The organism is Paenibacillus sp. Marseille-P2973 (genome assembly GCF_018101095.1).
Lineage (GTDB): Bacteria > Bacillota > Bacilli > Paenibacillales > Paenibacillaceae > Fontibacillus > Fontibacillus vini.
In genome coordinates this window covers 86,911-101,375 of record NZ_JAGQEH010000003.1, presented here as the reverse complement: position 1 = coordinate 101,375, position 14,465 = coordinate 86,911, and the positions used below count along the sequence as shown (strand labels likewise).

Below are 14,465 nucleotides of genomic sequence, written 5' to 3'. Positions count from 1 at the left end.
AATTAACTGTATAACCTACAGCTATTTCCACGTTTTTACGGCTAAAGGGACCAATTCAGTTGAAATAACTGTAGTATTTACATCTAATTGGTCCAAGATTTCGAAACATGAGTAATTTAACTGTAGTAAATCCAGTTAAATTAATTCAAGTTCTTCGCGTACTTTCTTATTGGGACAAACGCGATGCCAGCTCATACAAGTCCATATCGAACTCTTTCTTGGTGGCTACGACCTTCTCGATATCGGTCAGAATCATTTCTCCGCCGATCATGCCGCAGGCTTTGTTCGATTCGCCCGCGATCAGACTCCGTACGGCAAAGTCTCCCAAGCGGCTCGCCAAGTTACGGTCAAACGGCGTCGGCGATCCTCCGCGTTGAATATGTCCAAGCACGGTTGCGCGCGGCTCCAGGGAAGGTTGGCGCTCCTTGATGGCTTGTACGACTTCTTCGCCCTTGCCTACACCTTCGGCTACGATAACGATACTGTGTCTTTTGCCGTTATCGAAGTTTTGTCTCATCCGATCCGCTACCTCGTTCAAATCGAACGGCACTTCCGGTACCAGAATCGTTTCCGCTCCGGCAGCAAGGCCCGCATGGAGAGCGATATCCCCCGAATGACGACCCATAACTTCAACAACGGACGCGCGTTCATGGGATGACATCGTATCGCGCAATTTATTGACTGCATCCACTACGATGCCTACAGCCGTATCGAATCCAATAGTATAGTCCGTGAACGAAATATCATTATCGATCGTACCCGGCAGTCCCATCGTTTTGATTCCGAGTTTGCTCAGCTTCTCTGCGCCCTGGTAAGAACCGTCGCCGCCCATAACTACCAATCCGTCGATACCGCGGTCACGCAAAATTTGCGCGCCTTTTTGCTGGCCTTCCGGCGTTTTGAATTCCAGGCAGCGAGCCGATTGAAGGATCGTGCCTCCGCGTTGGATAATATCGCCTACGCTTCGAATATCCATAGAGAAAATATCGTTATTAAGCAATCCTTGATATCCGCGCTGAATCCCGAATACTTCCAGTCCGTAGTACAATCCGCTGCGCACGACGGCACGTACCGCCGCGTTCATGCCTTGAGAATCTCCCCCACTGGTAAGAACTGCGATTTTTTTAACTGCTGACATGATGATTCCTCCTAAATGTTATTAAAGATGTTTGCGGATCCAACGGCTATTCACGAAGAAGAACAACCTCATGAGCGGGCTTCTTTTCATTAGACGCCTCGATACTTCACGAATCTCCTGCTGCTCGCTTACCTTTGGATCGGATAAGTACAGCGCCAGTAACCCTTCGATGATCATACGATGGAACGATGAAGCGGGAAGCCGCTTGATATCCCGGCGCGCTCCTTCCACGATGAAGGCAATCCGGTTAAGCATCGTTTCCTTATTCTCATAGTAACTGCAAAAATTCAAATCTCCGCCTACTTCATCTTCCTCCTGATCGATTAAATAATCGAGCATGATATGTAGTCCGCAAACATGGGGGAAATAGGCGTCATGAATAATTTCAGCGCTGCTGTCGTCCAATTCGGGATTGCTGGCCGCCAGAAACAACATGAACACACCCAGCGTAGAGCCGGTAGCCGCGGCAAATTCATTCCACCGCAACTGAGGGGTACGATTACTATGCTGTTCCCACCAGCGAAGCAGCGCCGCTTCACGCAGGCTCGGGTCTATATGCTTGTACACCTGCAAGTCGGTATACAGCCCGACCAAATCCAGAATATGCGGCTTGGCCGCGCGGTAACCGGGAAGCTGCTCAATGTTATCGCGGCAAGTCTGCACCAGGTGATGGAGATACCCGCCATCATCACTTTCTTCACGAAGCGCATAATAATCCTGCAACTCGCTGCTGGGATTAACCGCGTCCAGCATACTCTGATGCAGAAGGCGAAAATCATCCGCATCCATGGAAGTACTTCGGTCACACAAATTGTCTAAATAGTCGCTGATCGTTTGAAAAGCTACGATAAGAGGGATCAATATCTCACGCTTGGCCAAATTAGCAGCGGCGTATACCGAACCGCCCTGGCAATGAAACTCTTTTGCCTTTATGCTGGCAAGCGCCTGTTTTCTAAGCTCGGGATCGGGAATCGAAGCCGCTTCCTGTCTCCAACCGTCCAGTTCCCTCCGGACATCCGGCAAAATGAACTTATAGACGCGGCTCATCAACCGGATCGGCTCTTTCGGAAACTGGTTTCGGCTTTGCTCTAGTTCAATCAATGGCCTGCCTCCGCTACGTTGTTAAAAATCGCATTATTAAAAAATCATTCTATATTATAATATGATCCAACTTTTTGTACAAATAAACAAAATCACAAGTGCCGTTTGACGGAAATCGAATGTTCGTCTTGGCTCGTACGGTACCAAATATGCAAATCATTAATCCGGCTGGCAAGTTCCGCGATTTCTCCGTTCAGTTCGCAGCTCAGGTCAAAATCTTCTTCTTCGTTCAAATTCGCCAGCTTGCCTTCAATTTCACGTTCCAGCTTTTTCACTTTAGTGGGAATCCGGCCGCGGGTATCCTCCCATTTTTCTATCATCGCCAGACGCTCGCTAAGCTGATAGTCTTCAAAAGGACGATCCAGCGAGGGGACGTGAATATCCAGCCTTTCATCATATACAAAGCAGGAATGACTCATGAACAATGCCTCCAACTTATTAGAATACGATTAAACTGCCTATGCCTCACATTATACACAGAAGCGGCGCAGAATCTAAACCCTTTTTCAATAGACTATGCTATACTTATCACTATCTTTTGCATATGTCAGAGATTATTGCAAAATTATCGGAACGGAGTCTGCGAAATTTATGAGATCTTCTACATCGGCCCGGCCTGAGCTTCCATGGCTGCGGGCCTTTACTTTTACCATATTCGGTACGAGTGTCCTTGTTTCATCGTACTTCCCGCTTTTTTATTCCCAGCTGGGCTTCTCCAGCAGCCAAATCGGGCTTTTGTACGCACTTGGTCCCATGATATCCCTTGTGGCGAACTTGCTGTGGAGCGTCGCAAGCGACAAATACAGGACGATTAAAAAAATCATGCTCATTTTGCTGATCGGACAAATCATCATGAGCGCCGTGTTATCGGTATCCACCAAGTTTTCCGTCATCGTGCTCGTCATTACGATATTTTATTTCTTCTTTTACCCGGTATTTCCGTTGTCCGACACCATCGCCATCAACGCCGCCAAACGGCATAACAAGAACTTTATTACCGTTCGGATTTTCGGGTCTATCGGCTACGCGTTTTTCGCCCTGTTCATCGGCTATGTCCTCTCCGTGATCGGCTCCTCTCAAACGATGTGGGTAGCGATCGGGATCGCGGCCATCGCGCTGGCGATCACCTTATTCATCAAAGACCAGGACAGCCCGGTCGCCAAAATGGACATGTCGGGGATCTGGGGCATCCTGAAGCAAAAAGAGCTGCTCTGGTTTTTCGGGTGCGTCTTCTCCCTGGCCATCGCCGTGCGGATGAACGATGCTTTTCTGACGGTCACGTTAAATAATCTGGGAGCCAGCGAGAACATCATCGGCTGGTCACAGCTCGCCTCCTCGATGTCGGAAATTCCGATCTTCCTGTTATTGAGCCTTTATGGGGAAAAAATCAAGGAGCTTCCGCTGCTCGTCTTTGCCAGTCTGATGTTCGCTACACGGTTCCTGCTGGTCGGCATTGCGGATTCGGCAGGCATGATCGTTGCGATTCAGCTGCTGCACAGCGTGTCGTTCGGCGTATTCTATGTCACATCCATCCGGATGTTGACCCGGTTGATTCCGGACCATTACCGGGCAACGGGGATGGCCCTTTACACCATCGTCTGGTCGAGCGCCTCCGGCCTGCTGAGCGGCACCTTCGGCGGCGTCATCTTCGAAGAGTTCGGACGTCACAACTTCTACATCGTCGCCATGTCCTTCGCGCTGTTTGCCTCCCTCGGTTTTGCGAGCCGGTATTTCTATCGGGGCCCGCGGGTGAAGACAGTTGCTGGGGCAGGGGCCCAGCTATCTGCGGCACAAGCGGCTACCGCCGCTTCGGCTGAGGAAGAGAGTGTGGGGAAGTAAGTTGCTGCTGATTGAGTTAGTTCCGCAAGTTCGCTAATTCGCTGTTCGCTAGTTCGCCTGTCTCTAACGGACACCACGGCCCTTAATCCCCCGTATTTTGCAGTTTTTCGATTTTAACGGACATAGCGGCCTCTAACCATCTGAATTGTAGGTGAAGTTAGCTCATATCCACCATTTAAGGTCTCTGGTGTCCGTTAGATTTCAAAATACTCAAAAAAGCAGGCAGTAACGGCTCCTATGTCCGTTAGATGGGATGTATAGCCTGAAGTACCGCGAAAGGCAATTAAAATACACTATTACCAAGAAAAAACCTTGAATTGCACTAGGCAAATCAAGGTTTCTCAATTTTATCTATTAGAGATGAAATTCATCTTTATTAAGCGCTTTGTCCTCATACGTCCCTTCCATTACTTACTACTACTCACTTCCAAATCACCTATCACCATTGTCTTCATTATCTTATCCGGTAGGCTTTGTTTATTTTTATTAAAAAGCATTAAAAACTTAGGTACAAGAAATAACAAATCGACTATACGAGTGAGATCCCTTAAGAGAATTCGATATTTAGGTAATTTTTCTTTATTTATACTAACTATTTTTAACTTAAACAGAATTTTACCGATCGATCTACCGGCGATCAGATCCATAATAATAAAATATGAAATAATAATAATTGCATATGTAAGGGTAATAAAGATTTGACTTTTCATAATAAAGAAAAACTCAGGATTTGTAAACGTAAGTAATACTAATAAGGGAGCAAAAAGAAATCCCGATAAAATAACATCAATTTGAAAAGCAAGAAATCTTTTTAAATAATACATTTCCCCACTCCTGTTTATTAAAACAATTTAGAGCGTGAAGGCTAGCTCCATGCCCATATACTCCAGTATTCGACTCTTATAAACTTCTAGAGTATAAAGCTAGCCCTAGTCATACACCAAAAAATAAATCGTCCGCATAATACGTTCCTTCGCCATTAGATTCATGACTTCCAATGCCTATTTGAACAACAGCCTTAACCGCATTCTCTGTTCAAAAGAAGAACCCCTTGAGCCACAGCCTTAAGAGATTCTTCTTATAATTTTTAAATTCTCCCATATGCCTTCAGCGTCTTCAAATTTTCCACAGTCAGCCAGCCCCGCCATTCCTGGTGCCCGGCGGTACTGACGGCCGGAAACGAGATGTCCCATCCGCCGTCCTCCAGCTGATTGCCGATCATCCAGTCGAGATGCAGGTTAAGTTCCTCTGACTGAATCAACTTGGAAGCATAGGAGTCGGGAGACGGTGCATAATCCAGCACCTTGTGCACATAGCCTTCGGCGTGGGGGTTCTTCTCAATCCCGTTCGGACCGGCCAGCCATTCATCAAGCACCCTCCGATTCTTCCAACCCCGATCATCTGCTTCTAGCCCCTCCACATTCCCCAAGAAGGACATCCACTGAGCCGCATCATGAAAATCGCCGGGGACAGAATCCTCGAGACAATTCCACAGGAAGGAGATGTTTTTTGCGAACCAGTCTTCGTTCAAAAAATCGGTCCGTACTCGCTGTCCCAATAGCATTCCGATGATGCTGCCCGTAGGGTTGAGCGAAGGAATTCCATCTTGCTCCGTAGTCCACCACGGGGCATGGGGATAATCGTTGACCTTTGTCGTGGCTCTGGGAAATCCTCCATTGTCCAGCGTAATTCCTTTCAGATAGGAAAGCACTCCATCCATGATGTCACTTTCCCAGCCTTCGACTTCCTTGATGACCATTAAAGCCATCTCTGTCGTGACCGGTTGGCTTTGGGGACAGCGCATATCCGGCTCAAGCGCATTCCCGAAGCCGCCATCCGCATTCTGATAAGGACGCAGCGCATTCAACACCTGTTCTTTGCTTCCATTCCCGAAATGATAGGCAAAGCGCATCCGATCCAGCAGCCTAGCACTGCTATATATAAATTTGCGGGCTTGTTCAAGTACTTCCGTTGGTTTGTGATCCGCCATTTCAACCCCTCTTTCACTATTAAAGTGGTATCCCATTGTATCTCAGTATCGCATGATGCTTCGAATCATAAACTTCCCTTACTGCCGAAATGGCTTCATCACGACGCGCCGCGACCTCTTCTTCCGGCAAATCCAGAATGATGTCTTCGATATCGTAGTCTTTGAATCCCCAATGACCGGTTACCGCACCCTGAAACACTCCGTCAACCAACAAGTACTGCAGTACTTCGCGGCCCTCGTATCGCTTCTTAAGCTCATCTAATTCGGTACGAACGAGAAAATCCGACTTGTCCAGCATCCATATTCTTTTCGGAACAGACGAAGGATCACTACCTGCGGCAAGCCGGTCAGTCAAAATAGGATCTCCCTCACAGATCACGCCTGTGCCCCAGCCTTCCACTTCGGTTCTAATCAATCGTCCCTGCTCCACAAGTCCTTCAACAAGAGCACGGATCTGCTTCCCCGTCCAGCCGCTCCAGCTTTTCATCTGGGCTTCCGTTGCAAACACCATAGCTTCCGTAAAACGCAGCACGACTTCTTCCATCGCTTGAAGGCGGCTCTCCGGATCTCCCGGAATTTCAAACCATTCCCCGGCAAAATCCAGCCAACCCGTATCCCAATCAGTATCGGTTTGCTGTTCGTAAAGGATAAACGCCTTTTGGAGTTCCTCCAGCGCTTTGCCGATATCTCCCGCCCGGTAAGGAAGCTCCTCTTTTAACTGGTCTTTGGACAATCCTCCCGATTCTTGAATCAGCGCCAAAATCTCTTGGTGGATATTCCCCGACCGGGTCATTTCTTTCTTGAACGCCGTCGCATACAGCTTCAAATCCTCCTCCAACACGTAAGCGATACGTCCGCCCTGAAAACGTGCCTTTACCAGTTCCCCCCGTTCCCGGATGGCCGACGATACCCCAAAATCAGGATAGACCGTACGATGAACGAGCCGAGGAGGGTCTCCCGGACGGGTAAAATGAACCGGAGCGACCGGCTGCAGCCTACGGAACAATGTCTTGTAGGCATCCTCATCCCCCGGACTGACGAGCGGGTGCGCAAGCCCCTGTCTTTTTAGCCGTTCAGCCAAAATAATGCCTTGCTTCCAATTCTCCAACCTGCTTCCTCCTTAAGCTTCGTATCTTTCCATCAGGTCCGTTGCCTGTTGCCTTAATAGGTCCCGCAGCAAGCGAGGTTCAAGCACCTCCGCATCCAAACCGAGACGAAAGAAAAAAGAAATCGCCCAATTCCATTCCGAAGGCGGGCAATCAAAGCCAACCTCCCATTCTTCGTCACTCGTCTGTCTGACAAAATGCCCGATGTCGTGATCCTGCTCCGCCTGAAGCGCTCCCCGATAAGTAAGCTTGGCGAGTATTCGAACCGCCTGTCCAGAGGATGCGTTACCGTTGCCAACGGATTCCTGCCGTGCCGCCGTACCTTCCAAACCCGCGGCTTCCTCAGGGGTCAACGCAGCCAACTCCTCGATCCGGTCTACCCGGAAGGTCCGCGTTTCTTCGTGCTGGTGAGAATAAGCCTCGCAATACCAAAAGCCGTGCGCCGCATAGATCCGGGCGGGACGTAAATCAAGATAGCGCCGGTAGTTTTGCGAACGGTACAGCACATGCAACCAGGCACCTTCTGCCGCATATTTCATCAGCGCATTTAAATGCGGAGTCCTTGTGGGGCGATTCGGCACTTCCAGACCGATATGCGCAAGCCAAGGCGCGATTTCACCTAAAGTTTGCTCCGGCAGAGCGGACCGGATTTTGTCCGTCACCGTCCATCTTGCCTGCTGAAACGGCCCGTCGCTGTATTTGGTCATCCCGTCCAAGGCAAGCAGCAGGGTCAGCGCCTCGTCGGCGGTAAGCTGTAGGGGCGCAAGCCGGTAGCCGTCCATAAGGCGATAGCCCCCTCCCGGTCCGGATACGGCATACAGCGGTACCCCCATTTCAGATAGGGCCTGCATATCGCGCAACACCGTCCGTTTGGATACCTCCAGCTTGTCCGCCAGCGCGCCGGGCAGCAGCTCGGAGTCAATTTTTATGTACGGTTTGGATTTTTTCCAATAAAAAAGTTTAATTTAGCCGAACTCCGCGCTCTGGTTGGATAATTTCCAATAAAAATCCCGCAAATGCCTTTCTCTGCCGAAAATAACGCCTTTTCATTGGAATTTATCCAATGATCCCAACAGAGACCTGACTTAAGAGCATTCTCATTGGAAATTCTCCAATCACCCTAATCAATCACATCACACAAATCACTCATATCACCCAAATCACTCCAATTGTTCCCCGGCACCGCGCCATTTCCAATCATCCACAACAATCTGCACCCATCTCAAACACCTTTTCACCCGCCATTCCAACGCTTCCGGTAGATGCAAAAAAAACACAGCCCAAAAGAGCTGTGTTCTTCATTATCGTGCTTGGAACCAAACTTTATAAGTGATCCGGTAACCCGGAAGAGGTCTTATAATTTGATTACGTTAGCAGCTTGAGGACCACGGTTGCCGTCAGTGATTTCGAACTCAACAGCTTGGCCTTCTTCTAGAGTTTTGAAACCGTCGCCTTGAATCGCGGAGAAATGAACGAATACGTCTTCGCCGCCTTCAACTTGGATGAAGCCATAGCCTTTTTCTGCGTTAAACCATTTAACTGTACCTTTCAAATGAACAACCTCCTAAAAATAATCGTCATCATTGACGAATACCCATATTATACTCTATGACCCATGACAATGCAACGTGTCATTTTCCCCAAACTTTCCCCGCCATTTCTTTCATGGAGTGCCTATAATCATTTGCTTTCCTTAAGGGGGTGAGTTATCATTTTACATAAAAATATTTCATTTAAGCAGAACAATCTGACATCTCGATTTTGCAGATTAAGACGCCAAAGATCGGAGCCATTGCCATGATCAAAAAACACGAAATATACAAAAGAGACAAGTGGAATATGATGACTGTGGAAGTACAGGGAAAATACATCATTTTACGCGAAATTTCCGACCAGTGGGGCGAAGAATCCCATACTTTTCTCAGCCGTCCGGCATTGATGCAATGGGCGCAGAACCGTTTTCCCAAGGAGGAATTCGCCGGCAAGGAAGAAGAATGGCATGACATCATGAACGCCTTCAAGCAGGTCTAAGCCCTGCACCGCGCCAAAAACACAAGAGAGATGGAGCCAAGTCATGGACAGTTCTAACCTGCTAATTTTCATTATTTGCGCGTTTGCATTGGGAGTCGTACTTATATTGACCAAGAACAGTATCCCTCCCAAGCTGCGGCGCGGCTATGCCATTGCTGCCCTCGTGATGGTCGTAATTGCGTTCTTTTTATTGGTTTACAGTTTTTATAATATGGGCCGGTGAAATGGTAAATAACAGCGGACGACAAAGGGTATGATAGGACAATGTCTCTATTTTTCAAGGGAGGTTTCCTATTTAAATATGCAAAGACCCCGTCTGCTCCATTTGCTGTTGACCGTTTGCGTCATGGCTACCGCCTTGCCGAGTGCGGCCGCAGCCGGTCATCCGGCAGCTGCCGGTTCAGTTTACCCAAACCAAAGGAGGATTCCGATGAGCACATTACCGAAACGTTCCGAAGTCCAAACCGAGAATACATGGAAGCTGGAAGACATGTTCCCTGATCAGAAAGCCTGGGACACGGCCCTTGAAGGACTGAAACAGCAGAAAAATAAAGTAGCCGATTACGAAGGCAAGCTGGATAATCCGCAGAGCGTCAAAGCTATTTTTGCCCTGGAGGATGAAATCTCGCAAAACCTGGAGCGGCTGTATGTGTATGCCCATTTGAACCATGACCAGGATACGACAAACCCTACATACCAGGCGCTGACGCAAAAGGCCAAGAAACTGAACGTGGAAATCGGCGAAGCGCTGTCCTTCATCACGCCTGAAATTCTTTCCCTGCCTGAGAGCGAGCTGGATGCCCTGATCGACAATCCCGAGCTGGCGGATTACAAATTTACGCTGCAGGAAATCAAGCGGGAAAAAGCGCATGTCCTGAGCAAAACCGAAGAGGCGTTGCTGGCCCAGGTCGGTAACTTATCGCAAGCGCCTCAGCATATTTTCGGCATGATCAACAATGCGGATATCAAGTTCCCGAAGATCGAGGACGAGAACGGAAAAGAAGTGGAGCTTACGCACGGCAGCTACATTCAATTCCTGGAAAATCCGAACCGCGATGTACGCCGCCGCGCCTTCAAAGCGGTCTACGAAACTTACGGCAAGCAAAAAAATACGATTGCGGCTACTTTGAGCGCCAACGTCAACAAAAACATGTTCTACTCCAAAGTACGCAAATATCCTTCGGTTCTCGAAATGTCCCTGTATGGCGACAACATTCCGAAGGAAGTTTACACCAACCTCATTGACACGGTGCACGAGAGCCTTCCGCTGCTCCACCGCTATATGAAACTGCGCAAAAAACTGCTCGGCGTCGACGAGCTTCATATGTATGACCTTTTTGCCCCTCTCGTGGAAGAGTATAAATGGGACATCACTTATGAGGATGCCAAAAAAATGGTGGAAGAGGGCTTGAAGCCGCTTGGGGATAACTATCTCAGCGTGCTGAAGGACGGCTTCGACAACCGCTGGATCGACGTTTACGAGAACGAAGGCAAACGGACCGGCGCTTACAGCTGGGGCGCTTACGGAACGCATCCATACGTGCTTTTGAACCATAAGGACAACTTGAACAGCATGTTCACGCTGGCCCATGAGATGGGTCATGCACTGCATTCGTATTTTTCCGACGAAGCCTTGAAGTACCGGGACGCGCAGTACACTATCTTCCTGGCGGAAGTAGCCTCGACGACGAATGAAGCGCTGCTGATGGATTACCTGCTTAAGCATTCGACCGATCCGAAGCAAAAAATGTACCTGCTCACCTATTACGCCGATCAATTCCGGACCACCCTGTTCCGGCAGACGATGTTCGCGGAATTCGAAAAGCTTATCCATGAACGGGCTGAAGCGGGCGAATCGCTCACGCCGCAGGAACTGTCTTCCATCTACTACGATCTCAACTTGAAATACCACGGTAAAGAGATGACCGTAGATCAGGATATCGAAATGGAATGGGCGCGGATTCCCCACTTCTATACGAGCTTCTATGTGTACAAATACGCCACCGGTTTCTCCGCGGCCACCAGCTTCTCGAAACAGATTCTGGAAGAAGGCCAGCCGGCGATCGACCGTTATCTCGGTTTCCTGAAGAGCGGCGGAAGCGACTATTCGATCAATATCCTGAGCAAGGCCGGCGTGGATATGTCCACCCCGCAACCGGTCCGCGAAGCGATGAGCGTGTTCGAAGACATCATTGAACAAATGGAGAACTTGACGAAATAAAGTTGGCTTTAACAGAGAATCCCTTGCTCCTTGCGGGCAAGGGATTTTATACTGTCATAAGAAGGAGGTGTTCCTCGTCATGAAAATTCAATGGTCCTTAATTTTAGCCATGGTTTTTGCGCTAATTACCGCAGTTTTCGCCGTCATCAATGTCGATCCCGTGCCCGTGAATCTGCTCTTCGGCTCGATCAGCCTTCCCTTGATCCTGTTGATCCTGGGCTCCACGCTGCTCGGCGGCATTATTGTCGGAGCCTTCGGCATTTATCGCGGCTACCGACTGCAAAGAGAAATAAAGACACTGAATGCAAAGCTTGTACATATCCAGGAGGCTACGGGGTATGTTTTTCCGGAACCCGCAACCGCGGCCGTACCGGCTGAAGATACGACTCCACTCCAAGACTAACTTACCTACACGAATTCATAGGAGGCTTATCCATGAACATTCAACCCAATGAGACTTATATTTTGGAATTACTGAAAAAATTGCTCGATACCCCCAGCCCAAGCGGATTTACCCGGGAAGTCATGAACCTGGTTCGCGAAGAAGCGGAAGCATTGGGCGTACCGTTCTCGCAAAATGAAAAAGGCGGAGCATTACTGACCTTGAAAGGCAGCGACTCTTCACGCAAGATCGCGATCAGCGCCCATGTCGATACGCTCGGAGCCATGGTCCGCGCCGTCAATTCGAACGGGACGCTTGCGATCACTTCCGTCGGCGGCTTTATGATGAACAGTATCGAGAACGAGTACTGCCAAATTCACACCCGCGGCGGCAAGGTCTACACCGGGACGATTCTGTCGTCCCATCCCTCCGTCCATGTATACAGCGACGCGCGGGACTTCAAGCGAGAGGAACGGAACATGGAGGTGCGTATCGACGAGCTCGTGGAGAGCAAGGACGATGTGCTGAAGCTGGGCATCTCGGTCGGGGACTTCATTTCCTTCGACGCCCGGGCGGTAATCACGCCTAGCGGCTATGTGAAGTCCCGCCACCTGGATGACAAGGCCAGCGTCGCCGCGCTGTTCGGCTTGCTGGAATCCAGCAAGCGCGAAGGCTGGACGCCGAAGCACGATCTTGTATTCCTCATCTCCAACTATGAGGAAGTCGGTCATGGGGCGTCCTGGATCCCGGACGGCGTCCATGAAATGATCGCCGTCGATATGGGCGCGATGGGCGATAACTTGAGCTGTAAGGAGACCGATGTCTCCATCTGCGCGAAAGACTCCACCGGTCCTTATGACTATGATATGACCGGCCGGTTGATCGAGCTGGCAAAAGGGCTGGACATCGCCTTTGCGGTGGATATTTATCCGCATTACGGCTCGGACGCTTCTGCCGCGCTCCACGGCGGCCATAACATCCGGGCCGCTCTGATTGGTCCGGGCGTGCATGCCTCGCACGCGATGGAAAGAACGCACAAGCAGGCGATTCTCAATACGACCAGACTGCTGGCCGCTTATGTTGCCGGCTAATGCTACGACGGTAAGAAGCCGCTGGCCCTTGGCAGCTTCGGCCGCGGCACTGCTCGCGTTATGTGTGATCGGGATGCTGGCCTGGGGACGGAGCTATTTGCTGCCCCACCCTTACACCTATCATAAGGCTATCGCTAGCAGCGGTCTCGAGATCCACGCAATGGCCGTAAAGCCTGAGCGGATCGAGCTTCGAGCCGCGGATCGGCCGCTGCGCGATTACCGTGTGTACGGTATCAACGGCGGCTTCTTCTACCAGGACACCGTTTTGTCTATCGCAGTGAACGGAGATGAGCCGGTGAAAGGACAGGCGGGCGAATACGGCTCCGGCTGGTTCAACGCCAAATACGCCCGCGGTACGTTGGTTTGGGACGAAGCAGCTGACAGATTCTCGGTCCAAGTCGCCTCGTCCGCCGACGAGCTGCAGGTGCAGGACCGCAGCCGGTATTTTGCCCAAGGCGGTGTCAGCATGAATCTGGGCGATGAGAACGCCTGGGAGGAAGCTATGCTCCGCGAGCATCTGCCTAACCCTGACGAACGGCGCCTCCGCTCCGGCCTCGTATACGACGACGCTGGGCTTCTGTGGCTGATCGTAACGCCGGACCGGTGTACCGCTGCCGAGTTTCGCTCGGCGATTCTTGAAGTGATTGCGCCCGGCTCCGCCAAAGAAGGTATTTTTCTGGACGGCGACGGCTCCGCTCAATTGAAATCCGCCGAAGTATCGCTGTACGGCGATTCACGAGATCTGCAGCAGATTATCGTGATCCATTGATAGCTATAACTCTGTAGCTGGCTCTCGGCTAATTGCTTGCTTAAACCGCTCGTTAAATCGGGCGGTTTTTTTGTATTCTTAATTGTCCTACCTAGGCCATTCTTCCAGGTTCGCTGTTCTGCTAAAACAGACAATCACTCCATGCATCTTCACTGCATGAACGGGCGGAAAAGAATTAACGATTCGTTCCCATCAAAATATATCCAGTTGTTATATATAACACAGCTTCTTGAATACCTAATTTGTTAAAGTTTGTATATAAAGCTTTATCATAAAACTTTCTTCGAACCCGAGAAAGGTCGTGTTTTTCACATGAATAACAGTGACCCTCCAGGCCAGGACGCCGTAAATGAAATTTGCGAGTCTACCTTGGCCATAGCCCATCATATGGGCCGATTATTTTTTAATGAAGGCGATTCAGTCTTGCCCAGCAAGTTCTTCATACTTCTGACGGTTTCCCGGGGCGGACCCTGCATGGTCACTCAAATCGCCGACCGGGTAGGCCTCTCTTCCAGTGCCAACACGATCGCGGTGAATAAACTGGTCAAGGAAGGTCTATTGAAGCGGGTCAAAGACAAACAGGACAAACGAATTTGCTGGATTGAAATCACCCTGGCCGGCCAATCGGCCCTGGCTGAAATGATCGCAAAACGCAACCTTGTATTTCAAAATATTCTAGATGATTTTTCGGATGAGCACCTGACTATATTTTTGAGGTCGCTGAGGGTGATTCAGGAGAAGTTTACTACGGGTTACACGCAGCACCCGCTGCAAATGCAAAGTCAATCTTTATGAGA

Annotated in this window: 16 protein-coding genes; 8 read left to right on the top strand and 8 right to left on the bottom strand. The window is 49.8% G+C overall.

What is annotated here, in order from left to right; all coding sequences use genetic code 11:
* Nucleotides 1-166: 166 nt before the first annotated feature.
* The 3 genes from pfkA to KB559_RS07265 all read right to left on the bottom strand — a co-directional run bounded on the left by pfkA (nt 167) and on the right by KB559_RS07265 (nt 2,658).
* Nucleotides 167-1,138, bottom strand: a complete 972-nt coding sequence (pfkA, locus tag KB559_RS07275) for a 6-phosphofructokinase (protein WP_211021076.1) — start codon at nt 1,136-1,138, stop codon at nt 167-169.
* A gap of 21 nt (nt 1,139-1,159) precedes the next feature.
* Nucleotides 1,160-2,185, bottom strand: coding sequence for a tetraprenyl-beta-curcumene synthase family protein (locus KB559_RS07270; RefSeq protein WP_481856446.1), 1,026 nt, complete (start codon nt 2,183-2,185; stop codon nt 1,160-1,162).
* A 146-nt stretch (nt 2,186-2,331) separates the two neighbouring features.
* The gene (locus KB559_RS07265; protein WP_211021074.1) at nt 2,332-2,658 is read right to left on the bottom strand and encodes a hypothetical protein; all 327 of its coding nucleotides are present in this window, start codon (nt 2,656-2,658) and stop codon (nt 2,332-2,334) included.
* A 172-nt stretch (nt 2,659-2,830) separates the two neighbouring features.
* Between KB559_RS07265 and KB559_RS07260 the strand changes: the two genes are divergently transcribed.
* Nucleotides 2,831-4,078, top strand: a complete 1,248-nt coding sequence (locus KB559_RS07260; protein WP_211021073.1) for an MFS transporter — start codon at nt 2,831-2,833, stop codon at nt 4,076-4,078.
* Between the two features lie 407 nt (nt 4,079-4,485).
* Here KB559_RS07260 and KB559_RS07255 read toward each other — a convergent pair whose 3' ends face one another.
* From KB559_RS07255 to KB559_RS07235, 5 genes are all read right to left on the bottom strand, one after another.
* A complete protein-coding gene (locus tag KB559_RS07255; RefSeq protein ID WP_211021072.1) occupies nt 4,486-4,902 on the bottom strand; it encodes an RDD family protein in 417 nt (138 codons plus the stop codon).
* Between the two features lie 263 nt (nt 4,903-5,165).
* Nucleotides 5,166-6,068, bottom strand: a complete 903-nt coding sequence (locus KB559_RS07250) for a hypothetical protein (RefSeq protein WP_211021071.1) — start codon at nt 6,066-6,068, stop codon at nt 5,166-5,168.
* Between the two features lie 19 nt (nt 6,069-6,087).
* The gene (locus tag KB559_RS07245; RefSeq protein ID WP_211021070.1) at nt 6,088-7,176 is read right to left on the bottom strand and encodes a DNA glycosylase AlkZ-like family protein; all 1,089 of its coding nucleotides are present in this window, start codon (nt 7,174-7,176) and stop codon (nt 6,088-6,090) included.
* A 12-nt stretch (nt 7,177-7,188) separates the two neighbouring features.
* Nucleotides 7,189-8,070 (bottom strand): helix-turn-helix transcriptional regulator, encoded by an 882-nt coding sequence (locus KB559_RS07240; protein WP_282103136.1) that lies wholly within the window; start codon nt 8,068-8,070, stop codon nt 7,189-7,191.
* Nucleotides 8,071-8,528: 458 nt separating this feature from the next.
* Nucleotides 8,529-8,726, bottom strand: coding sequence for a cold shock domain-containing protein (locus tag KB559_RS07235; RefSeq protein WP_018750471.1), 198 nt, complete (start codon nt 8,724-8,726; stop codon nt 8,529-8,531).
* A 245-nt stretch (nt 8,727-8,971) separates the two neighbouring features.
* On the opposite strand from KB559_RS07235, the gene KB559_RS07230 reads away from it, so the two are divergent.
* From KB559_RS07230 to KB559_RS07200, 7 genes are all read left to right on the top strand, one after another.
* Complete coding sequence (locus tag KB559_RS07230; protein ID WP_211021069.1) at nt 8,972-9,205, top strand: hypothetical protein; 234 nt, start codon at nt 8,972-8,974, stop codon at nt 9,203-9,205.
* A 43-nt stretch (nt 9,206-9,248) separates the two neighbouring features.
* Nucleotides 9,249-9,428, top strand: a complete 180-nt coding sequence (locus KB559_RS07225) for a hypothetical protein (RefSeq protein ID WP_211021068.1) — start codon at nt 9,249-9,251, stop codon at nt 9,426-9,428.
* A gap of 207 nt (nt 9,429-9,635) precedes the next feature.
* Nucleotides 9,636-11,426 (top strand): oligoendopeptidase F, encoded by a 1,791-nt coding sequence (gene pepF, locus KB559_RS07220; RefSeq protein WP_211021494.1) that lies wholly within the window; start codon nt 9,636-9,638, stop codon nt 11,424-11,426.
* Nucleotides 11,427-11,505: 79 nt separating this feature from the next.
* Entirely contained in the window at nt 11,506-11,829 is a 324-nt protein-coding gene (locus KB559_RS07215) for a LapA family protein (RefSeq protein WP_211021067.1), read from the top strand.
* Nucleotides 11,830-11,861: 32 nt separating this feature from the next.
* Nucleotides 11,862-12,899 carry a M42 family metallopeptidase gene (locus KB559_RS07210; RefSeq protein ID WP_211021066.1) on the top strand — a complete coding sequence of 346 codons (1,038 nt, stop codon included), beginning with the start codon at nt 11,862-11,864 and terminating at the stop codon, nt 12,897-12,899.
* Entirely contained in the window at nt 12,886-13,668 is a 783-nt protein-coding gene (locus tag KB559_RS07205; RefSeq protein WP_211021065.1) for a hypothetical protein, read from the top strand. Before KB559_RS07210 ends, KB559_RS07205 begins: the two co-directional genes overlap by 14 nt.
* Nucleotides 13,669-13,980: 312 nt before the next feature.
* Nucleotides 13,981-14,463, top strand: coding sequence for a MarR family winged helix-turn-helix transcriptional regulator (locus KB559_RS07200; RefSeq protein ID WP_211021064.1), 483 nt, complete (start codon nt 13,981-13,983; stop codon nt 14,461-14,463).
* Nucleotides 14,464-14,465 lie beyond the last annotated feature (2 nt).